At 72.3% G+C, this 24,555-nt stretch carries 13 protein-coding genes; 4 read left to right on the top strand and 9 right to left on the bottom strand.

Annotated features, from left to right (window positions below; translation table 11 throughout):
• Window positions 1-398: 398 nt before the first annotated feature.
• Entirely contained in the window at window positions 399-944 is a 546-nt protein-coding gene (locus ACH4DZ_RS19655) for a hypothetical protein (RefSeq protein ID WP_398288447.1), read from the bottom strand.
• Between the two features lie 154 nt (window positions 945-1,098).
• Window positions 1,099-1,743, bottom strand: a complete 645-nt coding sequence (locus ACH4DZ_RS19650; RefSeq protein WP_398288445.1) for a hypothetical protein — start codon at window positions 1,741-1,743, stop codon at window positions 1,099-1,101.
• A 366-nt stretch (window positions 1,744-2,109) separates the two neighbouring features.
• Here ACH4DZ_RS19650 and ACH4DZ_RS19645 point away from each other — a divergent pair, with 366 nt between their 5' ends.
• On the top strand, window positions 2,110-3,555 hold the full coding sequence (locus ACH4DZ_RS19645) for a helix-turn-helix domain-containing protein (protein WP_398288444.1): 1,446 nt from the start codon (window positions 2,110-2,112) through the stop codon (window positions 3,553-3,555).
• Window positions 3,556-3,594: 39 nt separating this feature from the next.
• Here the strand turns inward: ACH4DZ_RS19645 and ACH4DZ_RS19640 are convergent, their stop codons facing one another.
• Entirely contained in the window at window positions 3,595-5,337 is a 1,743-nt protein-coding gene (locus ACH4DZ_RS19640; RefSeq protein WP_398288443.1) for a pyruvate dehydrogenase, read from the bottom strand.
• A gap of 103 nt (window positions 5,338-5,440) precedes the next feature.
• Window positions 5,441-7,519 (bottom strand): protein phosphatase 2C domain-containing protein, encoded by a 2,079-nt coding sequence (locus ACH4DZ_RS19635; protein ID WP_398288442.1) that lies wholly within the window; start codon window positions 7,517-7,519, stop codon window positions 5,441-5,443.
• 438 nt (window positions 7,520-7,957) lie between these two features.
• On the opposite strand from ACH4DZ_RS19635, the gene ACH4DZ_RS19630 reads away from it, so the two are divergent.
• On the top strand, window positions 7,958-9,007 hold the full coding sequence (locus ACH4DZ_RS19630) for a winged helix-turn-helix transcriptional regulator (protein WP_398288441.1): 1,050 nt from the start codon (window positions 7,958-7,960) through the stop codon (window positions 9,005-9,007).
• A 36-nt stretch (window positions 9,008-9,043) separates the two neighbouring features.
• The gene (locus ACH4DZ_RS19625) at window positions 9,044-9,526 is read left to right on the top strand and encodes a DUF456 domain-containing protein (RefSeq protein ID WP_398288440.1); all 483 of its coding nucleotides are present in this window, start codon (window positions 9,044-9,046) and stop codon (window positions 9,524-9,526) included.
• 104 nt (window positions 9,527-9,630) lie between these two features.
• On the opposite strand, the gene ACH4DZ_RS19620 is transcribed toward ACH4DZ_RS19625, so the two are convergent.
• A complete protein-coding gene (locus ACH4DZ_RS19620; protein WP_398288439.1) occupies window positions 9,631-10,917 on the bottom strand; it encodes an SGNH/GDSL hydrolase family protein in 1,287 nt (428 codons plus the stop codon).
• A 111-nt stretch (window positions 10,918-11,028) separates the two neighbouring features.
• Between ACH4DZ_RS19620 and ACH4DZ_RS19615 the strand changes: the two genes are divergently transcribed.
• On the top strand, window positions 11,029-11,397 hold the full coding sequence (locus tag ACH4DZ_RS19615; protein WP_398288438.1) for a PPOX class F420-dependent oxidoreductase: 369 nt from the start codon (window positions 11,029-11,031) through the stop codon (window positions 11,395-11,397).
• A gap of 32 nt (window positions 11,398-11,429) precedes the next feature.
• Here ACH4DZ_RS19615 and ACH4DZ_RS19610 read toward each other — a convergent pair whose 3' ends face one another.
• The 4 genes from ACH4DZ_RS19610 to ACH4DZ_RS19595 form a co-directional block, all read right to left on the bottom strand.
• Window positions 11,430-11,918: a methylated-DNA--[protein]-cysteine S-methyltransferase gene (locus tag ACH4DZ_RS19610; protein ID WP_398288436.1), complete on the bottom strand. Its 489-nt coding sequence runs from the start codon at window positions 11,916-11,918 to the stop codon at window positions 11,430-11,432.
• The gene (locus ACH4DZ_RS19605) at window positions 11,915-13,303 is read right to left on the bottom strand and encodes an AlkA N-terminal domain-containing protein (protein WP_398288738.1); all 1,389 of its coding nucleotides are present in this window, start codon (window positions 13,301-13,303) and stop codon (window positions 11,915-11,917) included. The genes ACH4DZ_RS19610 and ACH4DZ_RS19605 overlap by 4 nt, the downstream gene beginning before the upstream one ends.
• Before the next feature lie 111 nt (window positions 13,304-13,414).
• Window positions 13,415-14,533, bottom strand: coding sequence for a ribosome small subunit-dependent GTPase A (gene rsgA / locus ACH4DZ_RS19600; protein ID WP_398288435.1), 1,119 nt, complete (start codon window positions 14,531-14,533; stop codon window positions 13,415-13,417).
• 306 nt (window positions 14,534-14,839) lie between these two features.
• Window positions 14,840-24,418: a neuraminidase-like domain-containing protein gene (locus ACH4DZ_RS19595; protein ID WP_398288434.1), complete on the bottom strand. Its 9,579-nt coding sequence runs from the start codon at window positions 24,416-24,418 to the stop codon at window positions 14,840-14,842.
• Between the last annotated feature and the right edge of the window lie 137 nt (window positions 24,419-24,555).

Below are 24,555 nucleotides of genomic sequence, written 5' to 3'. Positions count from 1 at the left end.
GCGGGCACGGGCCGCGCGGCGGATCGCGTACGCCCGCGCCGGGACGGTCGGAGAACGCACCGGTGACGCGAGGGTGCCGGTCGACCGGCGGACGGTCCCCGGCGGGCGGACCGCCGGACCCGGTGCCGCGGGCCTGTCGGCGGCCTCCCCCGACGGTCGCGACCCGGGCGGGGGAGGCGGCCCCCGCACGGGAGGCGGCGCCGTCCAACTGCCGGGCGGGGCAGGGGTGTACCGGACGGGCGCACACCGCTTCGAGCCGATGCCTCCGGCTGGCGGAACGGTCGTCGGCGCTGGGTCCATCTGCCGACAGCCACCTGCCGCACCGGCCGTACGCGAGTCGGCCGGGGACCGGCGGGAGCGTCGAATCCGCCGGCCCTGCCCCTGCCTACCTGCCGCGCCTACCTGCCGCCGATTCCCTTGTCCCCGATGTGGATGATCTCGTGGTCACGGTTCATGTCGACGACGAGCTTGGTCGTGGTCCCGTCCCCCCAGGCCATCGTCACCACCGCTTCCGAGTGGTCCGCCTTGCCGTTGTCGGTGACCGTCCACTTCGCCGGTACGTTCTGGGCCCGCAGGACGCCGTCCGCGTAATTCTCGTCCTCCCAGGCCTCGATCTCCTTGAGGTGGTCGGCGTCCACGTAGTACTTCCGGAGTTCGGTGACCAGGTTCCCGCCCTCGCCCGGGCCGCTCTGCGCGTCGATGTACGCGCCGTAGAAGTCGGCGATCCGGGTCACCGAGTTCGACGGCTGCCCGCTGACCGAGCGGAACGCGGCGGTCCGTGCCGTCGCGTCGGCCGAGGTCGCCTCGGCCGACGCGGTGATCCCGAGCGGCAGGGCGGTCGCGGCGACGAGGCCGGCGATCAGAGCGGCACGGCGTCCCCGCCTGTGCGCGGTGGCGCTGGTGGCACTGCTGTTGCTGTTGTTACTGCTGTTGCTGCTGTGCATCGGTCCGTACTCCCCGTTCTGATGCTGTTCTCACGTCATGTCCGGCGCGATGGTCGATCGCACCAGTAGTTGGTCACACCGGTGGTCGGTCGAACCGGTAGGAGCCGCCCTCTCGACCCCCGTCGCGTGAGGGCGGCCCCGGTTCCGGTGGCGGTCAGTAGAGCTTGTTGACCGCGGTGGTCGTCGTCTTCTTGAAGGCCTTCACGGGCGCGTCGGAGAAGTCGCCCATCTGCCCCCACTTCACGGCGGTGACGGCCCGGCCGTCCCGGCCGACCGAGTAGAGGTTGATGTCGGTGGCGCCCCAGGAGCTGTTGGTGTGCACCCCGTAGACGTGGGCGCCCTCCTCGACCGGCAGCTTGCCGTAGTCCTTCAGGGTGGCCTCGACCTCGGGGTCGGCCTGCTCCGCCTTGGCCGCGCAGGCCTTGATCTCCTTGTTCAGCCGCTTGGCGAGGGCATCGGCCTTCGCGTTGCTGCCGACGACGATGGTCAGCTGCTGGGCGTTGGTCTCCAGGTCGGTACGGAAGTCCCGGTACGAGGAGTCGTAGCCCGGCAGCGCGTCCTCCAGGCAGAACACCAGCTCGTCGGGGACACCGGGGGTGACCTTGCCCGCCGTCCAGCCGGATGTGGGGTGCGGCGGCAGCTGTGCGGCCGACAGGAACTTGGGCGTGCCGCTCGACGTCACCGGGACGGGTGCCGAGGTGTTCACGACGGCAGCGGCCGGGCCGGCGAGTACCGTACCGACGGCGAGGGCCGCGGCGGCGAGTGCGGTGAACGCCACGCCTCGGGTGCGCTTGCTCATTGGATGTCCCCCTGGGTCTGAGTGCCCGCACGATCTGTGTGCGTGGCCGTTCTGTGTGCATGGCCGTTCTGTGTGCATGACGGTTCTGCGTGCATGGCGAACCGCCTGCACAAGTGGTGGGTGGTGTCGCGAAAGCCCGTCGTGGGCTGCCGCCGGCTGGTCGGTCCGGCGGCGGTCGGTGCGACACCAGAAGCATCAGCCGTCACTCGGGGCGTGCGCAACAGGGGACGTCTTTTCCGCCACGGTGGAACCATCCCATCCCTCCTGACGTGCAGGTATATGGAGTGCCTGGGATGCTCATCCGGGCCGGGACAGGCCCCTCGACCGGGGGCGACGACCAGTACGGACGACCAGTACGGGGGAACGGTGTCGACTCGGGACGAGGACGTCGAGGAGTTCGCGGCACTGCTGAGACGTCTGAAGGCACGGACGGACCGCAGTTACGGCGCCCTGGCACGGCGGGTGAACATGAACACCTCGACGCTGCACCGCTACTGCGCCGGCGACGCGGTACCGCTCGACTTCGCACCCGTGGAGCGGTTCGCCGCACTGTGCGGGGCGACACCGGACGAACGGCTCGAACTGCACCGCCGGTGGATCCTGGCGGTCGCGGCCCGGCAGCGGCCCCGTACGCCCGGCACGTCGGAGGACCCGGCTCCGGCCCCGGCCCCGGACACGACGGAGGACGACGGACCACAGCCGAACGAGCCGAACGAGCCGGACCAGCCGAGCGAGCCGGACCTCGCGAGCGAGACCATCACGAGCGCGCCCGCCGCGAGACCCATGGACGGCCCCGCGGAGGGACTCGCGGACGCCCCCGGGGACGGTCTCGTGTCCGACACGGTCCCGGCCACCGCGCGCCCCCGCCCCGCCTGGTACCGGCGGCGGGTCGCCGTCGTCGCCGCGGCGGCGTCCGCGCTGCTTCTCACGCTGGGCAGCCTGTCGGCCCTCTCCGACGACCGGTCCTCCGACGACGCCTCCGGGACCGTCCGCCCGTCCCCCACGACAGCCCCCTCGGGCACCCGGCACGGCCCGTCGACGGGCCCCTCCCCCAGCGGGAGCAGCGCGTCGCCCTCGGCCGGCACCACGGGCAAGGCGTCCAAGTCCCCCGGTGGCAACGCGTCTTCGAGTTCAAAGGACACAAAGGGCACGAAGGGCAAGCAGAAGCCCAACGGCAGCGGAACCGTCTCCGCACCCGTCACCTGGACCGCGAACTCGCAGGCCTGGAAGCTCGGCTGCGGCCACGACTACGTCATCCGCAAGGACCCGGGGCAGGTCCCGCCGCCGCCGGCTCCGCAGGACGCCGGGACCTGGGCGGCGACCCAGGGCGCGGTGCACGGGCGGGACACCAATGTGGAGATCTCCGTACAGGGCCGGACCTCGACCGCCGTCGTCCTGACGGATCTGCGGGTCCGGGTGGTCGGCCGCACCGCCCCCGATCCCGGCACCGTGTACGCCATGGACCAGGGGTGCGGCGGCTCGATCACCCCGCGCTCCTTCGCCGTCGACCTGGACAAGGACCGCCCGATCGCCCGCGCGGTGCCCGGCAACGACACCGGCACACCGATCCCGGCCGTGCGCATGCCCTACCGGGTGTCGGCCTCGGACCCGGAGGTACTGCTGGTCACCGCCCGGACGGAGAACTGCGGCTGCGACTGGTACCTGGAGCTCGACTGGTCCTCCGAGGGGCGCACCGGCACGGCCCGCATCGACGACCACGGCCGTCCGTTCCGTACGAGCGCCATCAAGGGCTTACCGCGCTACTGGTACGGAACGGAGGGCTCGGAGCGCAAGTGGGTCCCCGCCGACTGACGACCGGGCCGGGATCCGTCATGACCCTCTGGACAGGGCCTACGGCCTGGGCACGTTACGGAGGTTGGAGCGGGCCATCTGCGCCATGCGGCCCACTCCCCCGTCGAGGACGATCTTCGACGCCGACAGCGCGAAGCCCGTCACCATGTCCTTGCTGATCTTCGGCGGGATGGACAGGGCGTTCGGGTCGGTGACGACGTCGATGAGGGCGGGGCCCTTGTGCTTGAAGGCGTCCTTCAGGGCGCCGGCCAGCTCCTTGGGCTTCTCGACGCGTACGCCGTAGGCACCGCAGGCCCGGGCGACGGCGGCGAAGTCGGGGTTCTTGTTGCTCGTCCCGTACGCCGGCAGCCCGCCGACCATCATCTCCAGTTCGACCATGCCGAGCGAGGAGTTGTTGAAGAGGACGACCTTCACCGGCAGGTCGTACTGGACGAGGGTGAGGAAGTCGCCCATCAGCATGGAGAATCCGCCGTCACCCGACATCGAGACGACCTGGCGGCCGCGGTCGGTGAACTGGGCGCCGATGGCCTGCGGCAGGGCGTTCGCCATGGATCCGTGCGAGAAGGAACCGATGATGCGGCGGCGGCCGTTGGGCGTGATGTAGCGGGCCGCCCACACGTTGCACATACCGGTGTCGACGGTGAACACGGCGTCGTCGTCGGCGAGTTCGTCGAGCACGGAGGCCACGTACTCCGGGTGGATCGGGACGTGCTTGTCGACCTTGCGCGTGTAGGCCTTGACGACGCCGTCGAGCGCTGCCGAGTGTTTCTTGAGCATCTTGTCGAGGAAGCGGCGGTTGCTCTTCGGGCTCACCTTCGGGGTGAGACAGCGCAGGGTCTCCTTCACATCGCCCCACACCGCGAGGTCCAGCTTCGAACGACGGCCCAGCCGTTCGGGCCGTACGTCGACCTGGGCGATCTTGACATCGTCCGGCAGGAACGCGTTGTACGGGAAGTCGGTGCCCAGCAGGATCAGCAGGTCGCACTCGTGGGTCGCCTCGTAGGCGGCGCCGTAGCCGAGAAGCCCGCTCATGCCGACGTCGTACGGGTTGTCGTACTGGATCCACTCCTTGCCGCGCAGGGCGTGCCCGACCGGGGACTTGATCTTCTCGGCGAACTCCATGACCTCGGCGTGCGCGCCCGCGGTGCCGCTGCCGCAGAACAGCGTGATCCTGTCGGCCTCGTCGATCATCGCGGCGAGCTTGTCGATCTCGGCGTCGCCGGGGCGCACGGTGGGACGGGAGGTGACGAGGGCGGTCTCGGCGGCCTTGTCCGGGGCGGGCTGGTCGGCGAGGTCGCCCGGCAGCGTCACGACGCTCACGCCGCCCTGGCCGACCGCGTGCTGGATGGCGGTCTGCAGCAGGCGGGGCATCTGCTGCGGGTTGGAGATCATCTCGTTGTAGTGGCTGCACTCGCGGAACAGCTGCTCGGGATGGGTCTCCTGGAAGAACCCGAGGCCGATCTCGCTGGAGGGGATGTGCGAGGCGAGGGCGAGCACGGGGGCCATGGAGCGGTGGGCGTCGTACAGGCCGTTGATGAGGTGCAGGTTCCCCGGGCCGCAGGAGCCCGCGCAGGCGGCGAGGCCGCCGGTGATCTGGGCCTCGGCGCCCGCCGCGAACGCCGCCGTCTCCTCGTGCCGGACATGGATCCAGTCGATGGCGGAGTTGCGCCGGATCGCGTCGACGACCGGGTTGAGGCTGTCGCCGACGACTCCGTACAGGCGTTTGACGCCGGCGCGGACGAGGATGTCGATGAACTGTTCGGCGACGTTCTGCTTGGCCATGAGTCACACGCCCTTTGCTGTCGATCACTGACGACCGCTCACGACCGCTGTCGTTCGCTGTCACGGGATCCCCTCAGGTCCCATCTGTTCACAGCGGGCGCGGTTACGCCTCCCAAACGGCGGCGGCTGTCCGGTCGTCGGCGTACCCCTTGACCCGGACCGTGCTGTCCGCGAGGAACGCGGCGAGGCCGGGCGGCCCGCTCCCTGACCAGCGGGAGGTGAGGTGTGCGACCAGGCGCGGCTCGCCGCGCAGGGGTTCGGCGAGCCCGCCGCTGCACAGCAGGAGCGTGTCGCCCGGGCGGGCGACGGAGGCCCGGAAGCGGAAGGGGTCGCGGGGCGGCGGCCCTGGCGCCGGCTCGTACGGGCTCGGGGGTGTGGTGATGCCCAGGTCCATGGTGAGACGGTCGCCGTCGGGCGTCTCGTGGGGCGCGTCGTGCGGTGTCCCGCCGGGCGTGCCGTGGGGCGTCCCGTGGGGCGTCCCGTGGGGCGTCCCGTGGGGCAGGGATCCGAAGCCGACGACGGCTTCGCCCGTGGTGTCGGCGACGCGCGGTTCGATGTCCTGCCACTCGCCGTCCCGCAGCCGGAAGAGGCCGCCCGTCCCGACGCCGAAGAAGACGCGCGTACGGCATTCGGGGTCGGCGGGCAGGAGCAGGCAGCGCAGGCTCGCGGTGTACTCCTCGGGTTCCAGGCCCCGCTCGACTGCGCCGGCCCGCAGTCTGCCGAGGCTGCGGTCGGTGAGGCGGTGCAGCCCCGACTTCAGGTCGCCGCGCCGGGCGGCCCTGATGTCCTCGGCCAGCCGGGCGTGGCTGCGGCCCACGGCCCTGCCGATCCACTGGCAGGCCTCGGCGGCGGCGCGGTGGGCGTCGGGGGTGGCGCGGGCGCCGGTCGCCATGGCGACCAGGACGAGCGCGTCGTCGCCGGTGCCGAAGCGGGCGGTGAGCAGGGAGTCCCTGCGCGGCTCGCCCCGGAACCTGGCGGAGTCCCCGCGCACGGACACGGCGCGCAGGGAGTACGTCCCGTACGAGGCCCCGTCCAGCGCGGTGTCGGCCACGAGGTCGCCGAGGTCGTCCGGGTCCGCGGGCGGCAAAGCGGTCGGTTCGGCGTCGTAGGTGGGCGGGCCGGAGCCGACGTGGTCGAGGGGGGTGGGGGTTTCGGGCACCCGCAGCACGGGCTGGTCGCCCTGGTCGCCCCGGTCGGACGGCTTGTCGGCGGGGATGTCGAGCAGGGTGCCGGGGCCCGCCGCTTCCGCCGACTCCGCCTCCGCCTCCGAGGCCGGCGGCGGCACGGGTGTGCGGAAGCCTGTAGGGCTCTGGCCCTGCTGGAAGGTGGTCGGGGCCGGGGGGTTCGCGGGCGGGGCTTCCCAGGGGGCTCGCCGGCGCTGTGGTCCGCCGGCTTGGGCTTCGGCTTCGGCTTCGGCGGCGGCGCGCGGGTCGGCGGCTCGGGACCCGTCGGGGTCGACCCGCCTTTCCGCTGCGGGTGCGCTCGGGGGCCACCACGGTGGAGGCATCTTCTCCGCGAAGCCGGCCGTGGGCGGCCCGCCGGGTCGTACGTCAGGTGCCGGCCGTGGGGGCTCGCCGCGCCGTTCCCCGCGCCCCTCACGGGGCGGGCCCATGCCCGGCCCCGCAGAACCCGCCGTGGGCGGCCCGCCGGGTCGTACGTCAGGTGCGGGCCGTGGGGGCTCGCCGCGCCGTTCCCCGCGCCCCTCACGGGGTCCCGACGCCTGCCCGACAACCGGCCCCGCAGAGCCCGCCGCGGGCGACCCGCCAGGTTCTACGTCAAGTGCGGGCCGTGGGGGCTCGCCGCGCCGTTCCCCGCGCCCCTCACGGGGTCCCGACGCCTGCCCGACAACCGGCCCCGCGGAACCCGCCGTGGGCGACCCGCCAGGTCCTACGTCAAGTGCGGGCCGTGGGGGCTCGCCGCGCCGTTCCCCGCGCCCCTCACGGGGCGGGCCCATGCCCGGCCCCGCGGAACCCGCCGTGGGCGGGGCGCCGTGGCCCTCGCGGGGTGGTGGGATGTCGGGGTCCTGGGGTGGTGGTGTGCCCAGGGTGTCTGTCGCCGAGGCGAAGCGGTCGTCCAGGGAGTCCGGTGCGGGCGCCGGCCCGGTGTCCCCCGTGGAGTCGTCGTACAGCTGCCCCCACCAGTCGTCCTGCTGACCGGTCGGCCTCTCCCCCTGCTGGCTCATGCCCGTAATTGTCCACCGCTGAGGCCGGATGAAAACGGGGCATCGGCAAAAACCAGTGATACGGGACCGCCGGGCAGTCCCACCCCCCACGGGAGAACCACCCGGCGGCGCCTGTGTGACCGGGCCCCGCGGCCCGCGTCACGGTCTGGGCGGCCGGACCCCTCGCGGAACCGGCCCCTCCGGCCCCGAGTGTGACCTGCTCACCTGAGGCCGAGCTGTGTGCACCGGTCGGGTTCCACCTGCTGTCCCGTTCATCCCCGGCGGCCCCTTTCTCCCGATCATTGGCCGGTCCTCGCCGGTCCGCGCCGGGGCGGTGCCCCGTACCGTCCTGGCGCCACCTTGGCAGAGACACGGACGGTACGGCGATGATGTGCCGAGGCGGTTTTACGCCGTGGCCGTTTTCCGCCACGGCCGGTGTTCGGGGAGGGGCGTCGTCGCATGCTCGGAGCGACAGGTCTGGCAGCACTGGGGCTGGACGACACACATGAGTCGGCGTACCGGGCCCTGGTGTCCGTGGGCGCCGCCGACGTGCCCGATCTCGCACGTCGGCTCACGCTCGGCGAACACGACACCGAACGCGCGCTGCGCGGACTGGAACGGCACGGGCTCGCGGCCCAGTCGTCGGCGCGCTCCGGCCGCTGGGTCGCCGCGCCGCCGGGCGTCGCGCTCGGCGCGCTGCTCACCCAGCGGCGCCACGAGCTGGACCAGGCCGAGCTGACGGCGACGCTGCTCGCCGAGGAGTACCGCGCGCAGGCCACCGAGCCCGCCGCCGTCGACCTGGTGGAGGTGGTGACCGGCGCCGCCGCGGTCGCCCAGCGCTTCCTGCAGCTCCAGCTCGGCGCGAGCGACGAGGTGTGCGCCCTGGTCACCGGCAACCCCGTCGTCGTCTCCGGCACGGACAACGACGCGGAGGAGCAGGCCGCCGACCGGGGTGTCCGCTACCGCGTGGTCGTCGAGCGGTCGGTCCTGCACCTGCCGGGCGGCATCGCCGAACTGTCCGCGGCCCTCGGCCGTGACGAGCGCGTACGGGTCGTGGACGAGGTGCCGACCAAGCTGGTGATCGTCGACCGGGCCCTCGCCATGGTGCCGCTGACCTCCCAGGCCCTGGAGCCCGCCGCGCTCGTCGTCCACGCGAGCGGGCTGCTCGAATCGCTGTCGGGTCTGTTCGAGTCGGTGTGGCGGGACGCCCTGCCCCTGCGCCTCGGCACGCCCGGCACGGCCGGCGCGCCCGCCACCGTCGTCGAGGAGGAGCGGGACGGGCCGGACGGCACCGACCTGGAGATCCTTTCCCTGCTCCTCGCCGGGCTGACCGACGCGAGCGTGGCCAAACAGCTCGACCTGGGGCTGCGGACCGTACAGCGCCGGGTGAAGCGGCTGATGGAGCTGACGGGCGTGACGACCCGCCTCCAGCTCGGCTGGCACACGTACGAGAAGGGCTGGGTGGCCCGGGGCCCACAGGACCGGCCCCCGGCACCAGCACAGGGCTGATCTGCGGGTCCCCCCGTACTGGGGCACCCTGGGCAGATGGGAGCGTGGGAACTCCTGCTGGTCGGTGTGGTGCTGCTGCTCGGCCTGAGCGGGGTGCTGGTGCCCGGCGCGCCGGGGTCGTGGCTCGTGTGGGCCGCGGTCCTGTGGTGGGCTTTCGAGGATCCCCGGGCGCTCTCCTGGGGTGTGCTCGTGAGCGCCACCGCCGTTCTCCTCGTCGCCCAGGTGATCCGCTGGTGGCTGCCGCCGCGCAGTCTGCGTGCGAGCGGCGCCACCCCCCGAATGGCGGTGTATGCGGGCGTCGGCGCGCTCCTCGGCTTCTTCCTCGTGCCGGTGCTCGGCGCGATACCCGGCTGCCTCGGTGGCATCTACCTCGCCGAACGGCTCCGCCTCGGCGGCCATGGGGACGCGCTGACCTCCGTGCGCAGGGTGATGCGCCGGGGCGGGACGAGCGTGCTGGTGGAGCTGTTCGCCTGCCTGCTGATCGCGGGGGCGTGGCTGGGAGCCGTCATCTGGGGCTGACAGGGGCGGGCCGGGCTGCGGTTCGCGGCCGGCGAGCCGGACGAGGCGCCGCACGAGGAGCCGGACGAGGAGGCCCCGCGCTGAGGGCCTGCCCACCCCGTGCGTCACCCGGCGCGGCCGGGCAGGTCCGCGGGACGGGCGAGGTCGGTGAGATCGACGCTGTCTGCCAGTGCGCGCATGCCCGCGTCGTTGAAGTGGAGATGGTCCCCGGGATCGTAGGCGGCCCGCATCCGGTCCGGCCGGGACGGGTCGCGGACCACGGCGTCGAAGTCGGCGACCGCGTCGAAGAGCCCGCCGGTACGGATGAGCTGGTTGACCGACCGGCGTACGCGCTCGCGGGCCGCCGTGTGGCTGCCGTGGCCGCCGAACGGCGTGATGGTGGCGCCGACGACCCGGATCCCCCGGCCGTGGGCCCGCCGGACGATCTCGCGGTACGCGGCACCGAGGGCGGCCGGGTCGGTCTGGTTCGGCGCGCTCTTGATGTCGTTGACGCCCTCCATCACGATCAGCGTGCGCACCCCGGTGCGGGAGAGCACATCGGCGTCGAACCGGGCCAGCGCGCTGGGCCCGCGCCCTTCGCGCAGCAGCCGGTTGCCGGCGACGCCCGCGTTCAGGACGCCCTGCCGCCGGTCGGCCGGCAGGGCGCGGAGCCGCTCGGCGAGCCGGTCGGGCCAGCGGCGGTTGGCGCTCGGTGTCGAACCGGAGCCGTCGGTGAGGGAGTCGCCTAGCGCGACCACGCTCCCGGGAGCCTGTGGACGGCGTACGTCGACGCCGGTCACGTAGTACCAGGAGGTGGTCGTGGCCCGGTAGGCGGCGCCGCCCGCCTGCGTGGCGCGATTGCCGTCCAGGGCGAGGAAGTTGGTCTGCAGCGCGTCGCGGTGGTAGGTCGCGGGGCCCGAGTCGCCGGGGGTGTGGAGGGTGACGAGGAGGTTCGTGGCGGCGGGGACGCTCAGGGTGACGGGATCGCTGACGATGTCCTTGCCGGCCGGCACGGTGATCTTCTTCCGGCCGCCGAAGGTGAGGGTGCGCATGGTGCCGGAGAGGGCGTTCGGGCTCTTGGGCGCGTTCGGCCGCTGTCTGGCCAGGGTGGCCGCCCCGAGTACCAGCGGCAGGGTGCCGAGCCGGTTGGAGATCCGTACCCGAAGGGCCGTACCGCCGACGCTCGTACGGACGACGTTACGGATGGAGGCGCCGGGGAGCGGGGCCGCGGTGCCGGAGGCGGCGGCCTCCCAGGTGCCGGTCCAGTGCTCGGGTGCGGCCCGCGCGCCCGTGCGGTCGGGGGCGGCCGGGGGTCCTCCGTGGGCCGCAGCCGTGCCCGTCAGCGTGAGCGCCAGCGCACCGGCCACGGCGGTCAGGGCCCGGCGGGCGTCTCTTCGTCCGACCTCGACCATGCGTTCCTGCCTTCCACCGACGGAGCCCGAGGGAGCCCGCGGGGTGCAGGTGCGGGGGCCCGGGGTCAGGATCCGGTGCGCAGGGCGCGAAAACCGTGTTTGGCTGCTGACATGACCGCATTCAGTGAAGCCGAACGGGCGTACCTAAAATCCCAGCGGCTGGGCCGCCTCGCCACCGTCGACCAGCACGGCCAGCCGCAGGCGAACCCCGTCGGCTTCCATCCGCAGGACGACGGGACGATCCTCATCGGCGGCTATGCCATGGGAAGCACCAAGAAGTGGCGCAATCTCCAGAAGAATCCGAAGGTCGGTCTCGTCATCGACGACATCGTCAGCCTCCGGCCCTGGAAGGTGCGCGGAGTGGACATCCGTGGGGACGCCGAACTCCTGACCGGACCGCACGAGTTGGGCCCGCACTTCAGCGAGGAGCTGATCCGCGTCCATCCCCGGCGGATCCACAGCTGGGGCCTGGAGGAGTAGCCGGGGCGGGCCGACACCCGCCCGGTGGTCCCTCAGCGGCCTTCGGAGGTTTCGAGGGTGAGGAGCTGGACCTTGCGTTCCAGCCCGCCCGCGTATCCGGTGAGGGATCCGTCGGCGCCGATCACGCGATGGCACGGGCGGACGATCAGCAGCGGATTGGCGCCGATCGCTCCGCCCACGGCACGCACGGCGATGCGCGAGGCACCGATGCGCGCGGCGATCTCGCCGTACGTGGTGGTCGTGCCGTAGGGAACCGAGTCGAGGGCGTCCCAGACCTTCTCGCGGAACTCGGTGCCGCTCGTCCGCAACGGCAGCCGGAACTCCTTGAGTTCACCGGTGAAGTAGGCGGCGAGCTGCCGCTCGGCCTCCGCGAAGAGCTGTGGAGCGTGCCGCCAGTCGGGACCGACCGTGCGTCCGCCCTTCTGGCCGGGCACGGACAGGGAGGTCAGCACTCCGGACTCGTCGGCGGTGAGCAGGAGTTCACCGACGGGGCTGTCGAGGGAGGTGTGATACGTGGTCACTTGTCTTCGCTTCCCGGCTGCCGGGCAGCCGCTTCGAGGTGCCGCAGTGCGTAGGAACGCCACGGCCGCCAGGTGTCGGGGACCGGCACTGCGGGCGGGCCCACATCGGGGTCGCCGAGCGCACGGGTACGGATGACGGCCACGACGTGGGCGTCCAGGCCGGGCAGGGCGTTCAGTGCGGCACGGGCCGCCTGCCGGTCGGCTCCCGGGTCGAGCCGCAGGCCGCCGTCCGCGAGGGCCGCGGCGAGGGCGCCCAGGGTGCCGCCGGTCTCCACGAGGGAGGCGGCCTCGGGAAAGACGTGCGTGAGCGTCCCGCAGGGCGAGTCCAGCGCCTTCCCGTACTCCCGTACGAGCCGCTCGGCCTCGCGGGGTCCGACGAGCGCGCGTACGGCCAGTTCCTCCGGGTCGGCGGCGCCGGGCGAGCGCAGTCCCGGCCTGGCGGCGACCAGCGGGGCGAGCCGCGGGTCCGTGCCGAGCCGCTCGTCCACGGCGTACGGGTCGGCGTCGAGGTCGAAGAGGCGGCGCAGCCGCTGCACGGCGGTGGTGAGGTCGCGCAGGTCGGTGAGATGGAGGCGGGCGTCCAGCCAGCCGCTGCTGTGGGCGGACGCGTCGGACAGCCGCTCCTCGACGGCGGCGATGCCCGTGCCGTACGGCAGCCGCAGGGTCCGCCGGTAGATGCGGGTCCCGGGGACGCCCGTCACCTCCTCGACGCCCGGCACGGCCTCGGCGCCCAGCAGGTCGAAGACGGCGGCGGCCTGGTACGGGCCGCGGTGGGCGAGGCGCAGCGGGATGCCCGCGGAGGGGGTGGCCGCCGGTCGCGACCCACCGCGGTGCGCGGCGGTGCGCAGCCCCGTCGGTGTGGACGCGTACACGGTCCGGATCGTGTCGTTGAACTGGCGCACGCTCGCGAAGCCGGCCGCGAACGCGATCTCGGTGACCGGCAGCTCCGTGGTCTGCAGGAGCACCCGTGCGGTGTGGGCCCGCTGGGCGCGGGCGAGGGCCACCGGGCCCGCGCCCAGTTCGGCCGTGAGCTGGCGTTGCACCTGGCGGGCGCTGTAGCCGAGGCGGACGGCGAGCCCGGCGACACCCTCGCGGTCGACGACTCCGTCGCCGATCATCCGCATCGCGCGGCCCACGACATCGGCGCGTACGTTCCACTCGGCGGACCCCGGAGCGGCGTCCGGGCGGCACCTGCGGCAGGCCCGGAACCCCGAGCCCTGTGCGGCGGCGGCCGTGGCGTAGTACCGCACGTTCTGTCGTTTCGGCGTCACCGCCGGGCAGCTCGGGCGGCAGTAGATGCCGGTCGTCCGCACGGCGAAGAAGAACGCCCCGTCGAACCGGGCGTCCCGGCTGCGTACGGCTCCGTATCCGGTCTCCTCGTCGATCACCCTTCCAGTCTGCGCCCCCGCCGACCTGCGGGCTGGCGGATTTCGGACGCCACGTTGCCGACACCCGGTGGGTCGGGGGGCGGGCCGGACCACCCGCCCCCGCGCACCTCAGTGCCAGGCCCGGTTACCGCGCTTGGCCTCCATCGCGGCCCGTCCCTCCGCGCCCCGGCGCTTCCACTCCCGCCGCAGTTCGTTGCGGACGCGCACGTCGGTCTTGGCCACGATCCGCTGGTTCTCGCGCAGGAGCTTGCGGTAGCTTTCGAGCCGCCGCTCGGGCAGTACCCCGGATTCGAGCGCGGCCAGCACCGCGCACCCGGGTTCGGCCACGTGCGCGCAGTCGAGGAACCGGCATCCCTGGGCCAGCTCCTCGATCTCGGAGAAGACCTGCCCGACACCGCTACCGGCGTCGAAGAGCCCGACCCCGCGCAGGCCGGGGGTGTCGATCAGCACGCCACCGCCCGGCAGCACCAGGAGGTTCCGGGTCGTGGTCGTGTGCCGGCCCTTGCCGTCGACGTCACGCGCCGCCCGGACGTCCATGACGTCCTCCCCGAGCAACGCGTTGGCGAGCGTCGACTTGCCCGCTCCGGACTGGCCGAGCAGCACGGCGGTCCCGCCGGACACGACGGCGCCGAGCACGTCGAGCCCGTCCCCGTCCGTGGCACTGACCGCCAGCACCTGCACGCCCGGCGCCGCGGTCTCGACGTCCTGCACGAGATACGCCAGGCCCACCGGGTCCGGCACGAGGTCGGCCTTGGTCAGCACGACCAGCGGCTGGGCCCCGGACTCCCAGGCCAGGGCCAGGAACCGCTCGATCCGGCCGAGGTCCAGCTCCACCGCGAGGGACACTGCGATGATCGCGAAGTCCACGTTGGCGGCGAGGATCTGTCCTTCCGACCGCTTGGACGAGGTCGACCGCACGAAGGCGGTGCGACGCGGCAGATACGTCTGTACGTAGCGGGGGTCCCCGCCGGGGTCGACGACGGCCCAGTCCCCGGTGCAGATGACCCGGAGCGGGTCGTTCGGCGTCACGAACTCGGTGTCGACCCGCACGGGCCCGTCGGCGGTGACCACGTCGCACTGCCCGCGGTCGACCCGCACGACCCGCCCCGGCACGAACCCGCGTTCGAGGTGGGGGGCGAATGCGGCGGCCCACTCGTCGTCCCAGCCGTAGGGCACGAGGGGGTGGGCCGAGGACGCGGGAGATGAGGGAGAAGAGGAGAAAGACAAGGGGTGACCCTTCGAAGGGTGGCCCCGGCACCGCGCTCACGCGCACGGCAGGTGGATCAGGTCAGCCGGAGACCACGGAGGTGAACTTGATGAACTTCCGGATGCGGGCAGCGCCCATCTCGACGACAGCCATCGGTCACACCTCCCGGAACCAATTAGAGTCACCCGCGGCGACCACCGGTCGCCGCTCCAACAGAACGGGAGCCTAGAGCTGCCCGGACCGCGGCGCCAGCCATTTTCGGCGCACCCGGCGGAGCGGGTGCGCCCCAGCACCCGCTCCGCCTTCGTTCCCGCCCCCGCCGCGTCCTACGCGACCGTGTAGTTGACGATCAGGAACACCTCCGTCACCGCGTCCACCGGCAGTGAGCGGAAGTCCGTCGCCCCGGTGCGGCGCAGTTTCAGGGTCCAGTCGTCCAGGTCGACCTCGCTGCCCGTCAGGTCCCTGGTTCCCCGGTGCAGGCCCTGGAAGGTGGAGTCGGGGCCGATCGGGAGCAGGTCCGCCGGTTCCGTGCCCAGGGGTGAGAGCTGGGCCTCGAAGGTGCGGGCCGGGTCGGCGGGGTGGACGACGATCTCGACGCCCCGGGCCTTGTGCGAGGTGAAGCCCCGGGTGAAGAAGGGCAGGCGGCCGGTGAGGTCGCCGAGGTCCAGCCGCTGGTCGTCGTCGGTGCCGGACGGACGCAGGAACCGGTACCAGGCGTCCGGGTACTCGCGGCGCAGGTCGAGCACCCGGTAGAGGCCGCGCCGGGACTCGGCGAGGGCCGACTCGCTCAGGCTCTGGCGCAGTTCGGCGGCGGCCTGGGTGCGCAGGACGGCACCGCCCTCCCGTGCCGTGTACCGCAGGTGCAGTACGGCGTCGGAGATCGAGGCGAAGTCGAACTGCGGCAGGTCCTTGTTGAGCCTCAGCTGCCAGGAGCTGACGGCGCCCGCGCCCTCGAAGGGCAGGTAGCGCTCGTCGCGGAAGCTGAGTTCGAACAGGCCCTGGTCGTCCTGGGCGGTGCTGGTGGCGATCGACTGGACCGCGCCGACCTCGTCACGGAAGCGGGGGTCCTCCCCGGCGGTGTCCCGCGCGTACCTTCCGGCCAGCAGCGTGGCGTCCTTGCGCAGCCGGTTGCCGGTGAGGGTGAGGGTGCAGGCGACGGTGGTGGCGGGGCCGGTGACGCACGGGATGGTCAGGCCGACCGTCCTGAGGCGGCGGAAGTAGTGGCCGGGGTAGTCCAGGTCGAAGGCCGACTCGGGGATGTCGATGAAGCACTCGCCGTTCTGCCGCAGGCGCAGCAGGGCGACCGGGTCGAGCAGGGCCAGCGAGACGTGCTTGGTGAGTTCGTACTCACGGCGGTTCTGCTCGTAGTACGCCGTCTCCAGGCGGCGCAGGTCGTGGGCGAGGCGCTCGCCGGACACCAGGCCCTTGCGCAGGCTGTCCCAGGAGCCGAAGCGGACGTAGTCGGAGTCGGCGAGACCGAGTTCGTAGCGGAAGCAGCGTTCGGCGCGGCGGGCCATGTCGTGGGTGAGCCGGTAGCTCTGGAAGTAGAGCGTGGACAGCTGGGTGACGGTCCAGTTGTGGAGCTCCTGGTTGGTGAACTTGCCGCGCAGGAACTCGTCCTCGCCCGCCGCGTGTCCGATGCGCTTGTCGTGCTCGGTGAGTTCGTTCTCGGCGATGCGGATGCGTACCTTCGACGCGGCGATCTGCCGGTCCGCCTGCACGATCTCCTGCTCGGCGAGGTCGCACTGCATCTTCCAGTCCTGGGCGCGGCGTTCGTACGAGCCGATGGTGTTGGTCATGCCGGCGCCCATCTGGGCGAGGCCCGAGAGGCCTTTGAGGGCGTCGGCGGTCCTGCCGAGGGAGTCGCTGACCTGCTGGCCGCTGACGGTGAGTGTCACGTGCGGGGAGCCGCCGAAGCCGGAGGCCCCGGCGGTGATCTTGGGGATGAGGGAGGTGGGCGCGGCGAGGAGGTTGAGGACCGCGCCCGCGGCTTCGAGGCCCATCGCGCCGACGGTGAGGCCGAGCCAGGCCTTCTCCCAGCCGTTCCAGCCGTCGGCCAGCAGGCTCCGGTAGTGGTCGCGGCGCTTGGCGGCGACCTTCTGGCCCTCCTCCAGGCTCTCCCGGCTGCGGGTCTCCTCCTCGATGCGGGCGACCCTGACGAGCCGGGTCTGGTTCAGCACCTGCTGTTCGTGGGTGGAGCGCAGTTGGGCCATGGCCTCGGCGTCCCGCTTCTCCAGGGCGGCGAGCATGGCGGCGCCCAGCGACTTGACCTCCTCGCACATCTCCTTGGCCTGCTGGATCGTGAAGGAGAAGCGGTAGAGGGGCAGGGGTGCGTTGAGGTCGGCGACGGCGGCCGTGACGTCGCCGCCGGCCGCGGCCCTGCCGATCAGGGCGCCGGGGTCGAGTTCGGGTTCGAACAGCGGCAGGGTGCGCTCGGCGCCCGCCAGGTTCATGCAGTGGCGGATCTTGAACAGCCGGTCCTCGACGGTGTCCCAGAGGCCGAGGAGTCTGCTGTTGTTGGGGACGCAGAAGTACAGGACGTCCAGGCGGGGCAGTTCGGGTCCTTCCCCGTCGCCCTCGACGCCGCCGGCGTCGGTGTCCGCGAGGAGGTTCTCGATCTCGACGAGGGCGTTGCCGAAGTCGTCGATGTGGTCGGTCTGGAGCTGGTAGTAGGTCCTGGCCTCGTCCGGTGTCGTGCGGGGCACGCTGCGGGGGCGCGGGCCGAGCACGGAGGCGGCGAGGACGTAGAGCTGGGTGGCCTCGTTGACCGTCTCGATGGTGTCCTGCTCGAACAGCTGGTCCGCCCAGGCGATCAGCGTCTGGACGTACTTGATGAGGACGTTCTTCTGGTACGCGACCGTCCGCATCCGCGCGATCAGATGGGGGTTGAAGGGGTTGTTGCGCCACTCGGCGACCTGGGCGCGCAGTTCGGCGTCGCCCTGGGCGACGGCGCGCAGGATGTTCTCGACGCGCTGTGCCTGGTACTGGGCGGTCGTCGTCTCGTAGAACTTCTTGGTGATCCAGAACTTCTGCTGCGGGGTGTCCGGGTCGGGGGTGGCCGTGTCGGTGCTGGTGGGGTCGAAGATGTGGTGGAACCACTCCAGGGCTTCCTCGAACCGCTGGTTGGCGGCGAGTTTCTGCGCCAGCAGCAGCGGGGCGTGGAAGAACAGCTCCCAGTTGTAGGGGGCGTACGCACCCCGGTAGCTGAAGTCGACCTCCTCGACGGGCCAGGGCCGCGGGACGTTGAACTCGGTCGGCTGGTAGGCGGCGAAGTCGAACGGGGCGGGGGCGCCGGGCACGCTGTGCGGGTCGGTCTGGATGCGCCGGTTGAGGATGCCCTTGACCCCGCCGGTGTTGAGTTCCTTCACGAACAGGTCGGTGTACGGGTGGTAGTGGATGTCGAAGCGGACATTGGTCCAGGTCCAGCCGCCCCAGCTGAAGAAGAACCAGAACCACCAGGTCCAGGTGGAGAACGACAGCTGGTAGGTGCGCCGCGAGTCCCACAGGAAGGAGGTGCCGTATCCGCCGTCGACGGGCATGTTCTGTGCGGTGGAGTCGATGACGGAGTACGTCGAGCCGGCTTCGACGTTGTTCGCCAGCCACAGCGAGAGGGCCTGGGAGTGCGCGGGGAAGAAGTGCGGCTTGAAGGTGTTCTCGAACAACGAGTTGTACGAGAAGTACAGCGACCGGGTGTCGTGCTGGATCAGGCCGTCGGTCAGCCGGCTCTGCGCCGGTGAGGCGAGGTGCTCGTAACTCAGGGCGGAGGCGGTGAGGTTGATCTGGCGGCCGGTCTTGTCGAAGGCGATGAGGCTGCGCGGTGCGGTCTGGCCCGTGTCGCGGCTGACGTGGAGCTGGGTGCGGATGCCGTCGGGCAGCGTACGGGCGCGCAGGGCGATGTTGCGCGGGGTGGTCGCGCCCGCGGTGGACTGCCAGATGACACCGGCCCGGTCGGAGAGGACCTTGGGGGTCCAGCGGCCCTTCTTCAACTCGCTCCAGAACATGCGGACTTCCCAGAACCTGTCCGGTTGCGGCAGCGTGGCGAAGGAGTTGGCGCCCGGCGTGGCCACCGAGCCCTGAGCGACGGCCCGTTCCAGGAACTGCGGCCACAGCAGATGGAGCCGGCGGTGGTGCACGGCGGTCACCAGGTGGCCGGAGCCGATCTCCAGGTCGATCCGCTCCCAGGGTGTCCAGCGGCCCCCGTTGACCCGGCGCCGGTAGTAGTACTCGGCGCCCTGGCTGGAGCGGGTGCGGCCGATGACGTGCAGGTAGGTCTCGTCGGGACCGACCACCTCCGTGTGCTGGGCCCTGATCTCCAGGTTGGCGACCTTGTCGAGGTTCTCGACGTACGTCCGGAAGGCGTCCTCGGCCGTGTCGGCGGTGACCTCGTTCTGCATCAGCTCCTGTTCGAGCTCGCGGAAGAACGGGGACTTCTCGTCGCGCAGTTCCGGCTCCAGCCAGTTCTCCGGGTAGAGGAACACCTTTCTGTTGGCTTCCCAGACCCGGTAGCGCTTCATCCAGGTCCACTGCTTCCAGCGGGGGTCGAGTCCGGTGGAGGCCAGGATGTCGGCCTCCAGGTTCAGCTGGACGCGCTGCACGAACAACTGCGCCGAGGCGCCCGCCTGTTTGAGGCGTGAGGTGAGCATGCACGAGCCCATCTCGACATCGATGAGGAAGTACTCGTAGAGCCCGGTGCTGTCGCTCCAGGTCCGGCCGAGCGCGTCGGCGGGGTGAGCGACGAGCCAGTCGACGAGGGCCTTGCGCCTACGCTCGCGGAAGAGGTCCTGGAGCGGCCGGATCACGTCCTGCCACTGGCTGAGGTCGTACTTCGCCTTCACGGTCTGCTTGAGGCTCTCCGCGGTCTCCTCCCCCGGTTCGGCGACCGCCCAGGACAGGGCCCGTGCGGCGCCCACGCCGACCCGGGCGAGTACGGCGACCGCGTCGGCCAGGCGCACCAGCTGGTCCGGGTCGGCGAGACGCTCCTTCACCGTGTCGATCCCGGTGTCCGCGTCGAGCCAGCCGAAGGCGGCGACCAGCGCGTCGAGGTCGGCGGGCAGCCAGCCGGTGAGGACGGCCAGGTCGGTGAGGACGGCGGCCGAGGGCACGGCGGGGTCGAGGAGCCGGGCGGCGAACTCCAGCGCGGTCAGCGGGGCCGGGGGCAGCGTGGCCCGCCAGGTGAAGAACCGCACCAGGGCGGTCCACCGCCGCAGCGGTACGGCCGTCCCCGTGTCGTCGACCGGGAAGTCCCCGGGGTGCGTCCAGCCCATCCCGTTCGCCCTGCCGTCGGTCAGCCACCACTCCACGTCGGCGGCGGTCAGGCGCAGCACGGTGACGGCGAGCGCGTTCTTGTGCAGCAGCCGCAGTGCCCGGAAGGCGGCCGGGAACTCCGCCTCGGTGGGCGGGTGCCGGTACCCGCCGTCGGGCAGCCGCTCCAGGAGCCGGGGGTCGTCGAGACCGGTGAGCAGGGTGCCGGTGGCGCCGGGCAGGTGCAGGGTGCTCAGCAGGGCCGTGGCGGTGGGCACGTCCAGGCGCAGCAGGTCGGCGCTCTGCTGGGCGACGTACGCGGCGCGCTGAACGGTCAGCAGATAGGCCTCAAGGGCGGGTTGGAGATGGCCGAAGCGGGCGTCGACGGCCTGCTGGCGCTCGGGCGGGGTGAGCCCGGCGGGCAGCGCGGCGAGGTGGGCGCGGGCTTCGGCGAGGTCCAGGATCCCGGTGAAGTACCGCTCGATGAGCGCGTCCCGGTCGGCCTGAGTGCCCTGCCAGGTGCCGTCGGCGAGGGCGAGCGCGGTGACCTGGTCGGCGTCCGCGACGAGTGCGGGCAGCAGTCCGAGCCGGGCCCGGACGTATGCCTCCGGGCTCTCCTCGGGCTTGCCGCGCAGCTCGGTGGTGATCTTCTCCAGGCCGGTACGCAGTTCGGTGAGGAACGCTGTGACGGTTCTGTTCTCCAGCGCGGTCGCGGAACCCGGGGTGCTCCGGTGGGCGAGCAGGTGGTCGAGCTGGGCGACCGTGAACGAGGAGGCGGAGACCAGGGCGGTGAGGTCGGCGAAGGCGAGCAGGTCGTCCGGGCCGCCGAACGGGTCCTCGTCCCACAGCCGGGCGAGCCGCAGGAACTGGTCCACGGTCAGCCGCAGCGACTTGGCGGCGACGGCGACGCGGTGGATCGCACCGAGGAGGTCGAGGTCGAGCGGGGTGCCGGTGGTGGCCCCGACCGAGTCGAGGATCAGCCGGAGGTCGCCCTCCCGGACGCGGAAGGCTGCGAGGAGGCCGGGCACGTGGTCGCCGACCGTGCCGGTGATGTCCGCGGGATCGGCGGGGAACCGGGCGACGGCGCCGACGAGTCGGTTGCGGAACAGCCGCTGGTACTGGGTCTCCGCCTGCGCCGCTCCCTCGTCGCCCCAGACGCGGTGCGGGCGGTGCTCGATCCCCCGGAAGAGGCTGCGGACGTCGTGCCAGCCGAGGCCGAGGCGGGGGCGCAGCCGCAGCAGCCCGGCCAGCTCACGCAGTGCCCGGTTGGTGATCGCCCCCGGGGCGGCCGGGGTGGCGGCGGCCGTGAGGGTGTCCTCGTCGGGCGGCAGCAGCGCGTCGAGTTCGGCCATCGTCCACTGCTGGGCCCGCCACAGCCGTACGAACCGGTGGACGCGGTCGAGGGCGTCGGCGTCCAGCCCGCCGACGGTGAAGGTGGAGACGTCGCACTCGGCGCTGTCGCCCTCGCTCGGCCGCGCGATCCGCAGGCGTCCCGCGGAGTTGACGTAGGCCGTCTCCAGGAGTTGCAGCAGGCCTGTGTAGGCGAGGCCGGTGCGGTGCAGCAGGACCGGGACATCGCCGAGGACCTGGATCCAGGTGCCGGTGACGCGACGGGTGGGGTCGTCGGGGTCGGGGATGTCGTTGTCGGTCTCGGCGAGGCCGTAGCACTCCCAGGGCTCGCGTCCGGGCAGGTTCCCGGTGACGGTCAGCCGGGTGGTCTCGGTCAGACCGAGCCGCGCGGCGGCGAGCTGGGTCTCGCCGAGGGCGCCGGGGCCGCCGCGGCGCAGCAGGTCGAGGAGGTCGGGGCGGGGCACGCCGAGGTGGTCGAGGTAGGTGCGGGTCTGGAGGTGGGCCAGGTCGAAGGGCAGGTGCAGCGGGAAGACCTCCTGGCGCAGCCGCCGGTAGGCCTCCTGGTTGGTGTACTCGGGGTTGGCCCGCAGTTCGGCCGCGGAGGCGAAGGTCTGCCGCGAGACCAGGACGCGCAGTTCCTCGCCGCCGTCGACGGGATGGCTGGAGAGCGTGTACGCGTGAGTGCTGTCGCGGACGGTCCACCGGCCGCGGCTGTCCGGGGCCTGCACCCGGGCGTCGGCGGCGACGGTGACACCCTGGGCGGCCAGGCCGGCGCGCAGCGTCTCGGAGATCCGGCCCGTGGCCAGTTCGGCGGCGAGCGCCGGGTTGAGCAGGACGGGCGTCGGAGGGGCGACGACGTCCTCCAGGATCTCGTTGACCAGGTCGACATAGGGCAGCGGTGTCTCGGTGTTCTCGCAACTGAGTTCGAGGGCACCCAGGTCGGGGCGGCGCTCCAGGAGCACGTCCCGCACGCTCTTGCCGGTGTGCGGCCCGGTGCCCTGGGTGCCGCGCTGTCCGAGGAAGCGCAGGACGTCGACGAAGTACGCGGCGGGGCTGTGCACGGAGCGGCAGGGCCCGCAGGCGCAGTAGTCGACGGAGCCGAACAGGGTCCGCAGGTTGGGCAGGGTTCTGATCTGCGCCTGGGTGGCGGCGTCGGGGCTCTGGTCGGGCAGCGCGAAGGGGGTGGCCCCGGTGACGGCCAGGTTGTAGTCGCCGTAGAGGGCGAGGGACTGGGCGTAGATGTTCTCGGCCCTGCGGTACAGCCGCTCGGCGGCCGTGTCGGAGAGCGGGGCCGCGTCCTCGGGGGCGGCGTCCTCGGCGGCGGCGATCCGGTCGGCGAGGATGCCGTTGCGTCCCGCTGCCGCGCCGGTGACGGCGGCGGTGAACTGGCCGCGGCCCAGGAAGTAGACGGCCTGCGCGGAGTCCAGTCCCCGGTCCCGCAGGGTCTTGACGGAGGCGTGGACGGGGTCGAGCCTGAAGGCCCGCTGGACCGACTTGAGGTCGGTCACCAGGGCGTCGGGGTCGGAGATTCCGTCGAGCGCGCCGGGTGTCTCGTCGAGGTAGTGGTCGACGCGGACACGGTCGAGTTCGAAGGCGGGGTTGTGGTCGAGGAAGTGGACGAGCTGCTGATCGGTTCCGGCAGTCCCGGCGGTCCCGGCGGACCCAGCGGTTCCAGCGGCCTCAGCGGTCCGGGATCTGTCCGCGTTCTGGGCGCGGTCGAGTTTGCCGGTGAACGAGGCGGTGGGGAAGGCCCGTTCGAACTGCCGGTCGAGACTGGCGGCGTAGGTGCGCCGCTTCTCCTCGGGGGTGTTCCCCTCGATGTCGTCGGGGACGCCGATGGCACCGCCGCCGGGCGCGGGCTCCTGGAGCTGTCGCTCCCAGTCCTCCTGCGAGAACCGGGCCAGCGACCGCTCGAACGCCCCGCGTTCCGCGGCGACCTGTGCGGCGTCCGTGAATCCCGCCGTCCGGCCGCCGAAGCGCTCGGCGAGGGCGCCGACCAGGGGGACGTGGTTGCGGGTGAGACCGCCGAGTTCCAGGGAGAGCCGTACGCGGGGCACGGTCACCGCGGGGATCACCTCGTCGTCGGTCACCTGGGCCCAGAAGTCGTCGGCCGATCCGGAGAACGACGAGAAGGCCTCCAGGAAGGCCGTCTTGTGTACGGCGGCGTCGGGGGTGAGGTCGACCAGGTCGCCGACAGTGCCCTGGCCCTCGCCGAGCACGGTGTCGCCCGTGTAGCGCAGCCTGATCCTGGCGAGTGTCTCCAGGACGGCCGGGATCCGGTCCTCGACGGCGACCGGGACGAGATTGTCCGCGAGGGCCGTCTCCAGGAGGGCCTTCTGTGTCTCGACGGCCAGTTCGGCCAGCGCGCGCAGCGTCCTGTCCTCCAGCTGGGCCATCCGCTGGGGGTCCTTGATGTCGTCGAGGAGGGACTCGCTGAAGATGGAGGGCTGGCCCTGCCGCAGGAACGCGAAGAGCTCCTCGGCGGCGAGCGGCACCTTCTCCCGGGCGGTCTTGGCGGCGAGCCGGTGACAGCCGACCCACACGCCGACCGCCAGCGGGGTGCGGCCGGTCTCCCCCGCCAGGAAGGTGATGTCCTGGAACCGGTCGTCCTCGCGCAGTTCCACCGGCGGTACGGAGTCGAGCAGCGGGCCCAGCTCGGTGCTGACGACTTCCCACTCGGAGGCTCCGGGGTAGTCGCGGGTGCCGAGGGTGAGGTTCCACTCCAGGTCGTCGGGGACGTTGAACTGGACCGGTGTGCGCAGGAGTTCGGCTCCGTCGGCGCCCAGGACGCGGAGTACGAGGTCGGCGCTGTCCTTCTCGGAGCGTCTGAACTGGTCCGCGCTGTACCGGATCTCGTACGTCCCGGTCCGCAACTGCGCGCTGCCGAGCCGCTCTTCACTGCGCAGGTCGCGGTCGAGCGCTTCGACCTTGCCCTGCTTGAGCAGCCTGCCCGCCCGGTCGCGCACCTCACCGTGGACGCGTAACGGCTTCTGGGCGGGTTCGCGGTCGACCGTCAGGTCGATGACGGTGTCCTCCTCCAGCCGCTCGTACGGGCTGTCGCCCAGCCGCTCCTGTCCGTTGAACACCCTGATGCGGCACAGGGACTGAGTGGCCGAGTCCGACGCGAGACCCTGCCCCTGGAACGAGACGGCGTACCGCCCGTCCTCATCGGTGGTCGCGGGCTCCCCGGCCTCACGTTCCTGCGCGGAACTCCCGCTCTTGACGAAGACCCGGACGGTCAGGCCGGGGTAGGGCACTCCGGAGACGCTGATGACGCGTCCCCGGACGTGGAATCTGTCGCTCGTCGCCTGCATGGTTCGCCTTCCCCCGCTTGATCGGTACCCGGTTCGCTCTCGCGTTCGTCGTGTGCGTCATGCGCGTGGTGCACGTGTCCGGACAGAGCGTTCGGCTCCGCCCGGACGCCTCCGCCCAGGCTCCTCCGCCCGGGCTC

The sequence above is a fragment of the Streptomyces sp. NPDC017991 genome (assembly GCF_044328075.1).
In the GTDB taxonomy this organism is placed as follows: Bacteria; Actinomycetota; Actinomycetes; order Streptomycetales; family Streptomycetaceae; genus Streptomyces.
The sequence above is the reverse complement of the archived record's forward strand: the minus strand, read 5'-3'. Positions and strand labels throughout refer to the sequence as shown.

Bases quoted from the DNA above. Each gene is read 5' to 3' on its own strand.
- ACH4DZ_RS19655 (WP_398288447.1), bottom strand. From the start codon at position 944: ATGCACAGCAGCAACAGCAGTAACAACAGCAACAGCAGTGCCACCAGC.
- ACH4DZ_RS19650 (WP_398288445.1), bottom strand. From the start codon at position 1,743: ATGAGCAAGCGCACCCGAGGCGTGGCGTTCACCGCACTCGCCGCCGCG.
- ACH4DZ_RS19640 (WP_398288443.1), bottom strand. From the start codon at position 5,337: ATGGCCAAGCAGAACGTCGCCGAACAGTTCATCGACATCCTCGTCCGC.
- ACH4DZ_RS19635 (WP_398288442.1), bottom strand. From the start codon at position 7,519: ATGAGCCAGCAGGGGGAGAGGCCGACCGGTCAGCAGGACGACTGGTGG.
- ACH4DZ_RS19630 (WP_398288441.1), top strand. From the start codon at position 7,958: ATGCTCGGAGCGACAGGTCTGGCAGCACTGGGGCTGGACGACACACAT.
- ACH4DZ_RS19625 (WP_398288440.1), top strand. From the start codon at position 9,044: ATGGGAGCGTGGGAACTCCTGCTGGTCGGTGTGGTGCTGCTGCTCGGC.
- ACH4DZ_RS19620 (WP_398288439.1), bottom strand. From the start codon at position 10,917: ATGGTCGAGGTCGGACGAAGAGACGCCCGCCGGGCCCTGACCGCCGTG.
- ACH4DZ_RS19615 (WP_398288438.1), top strand. From the start codon at position 11,029: ATGACCGCATTCAGTGAAGCCGAACGGGCGTACCTAAAATCCCAGCGG.
- ACH4DZ_RS19595 (WP_398288434.1), bottom strand. From the start codon at position 24,418: ATGCAGGCGACGAGCGACAGATTCCACGTCCGGGGACGCGTCATCAGC.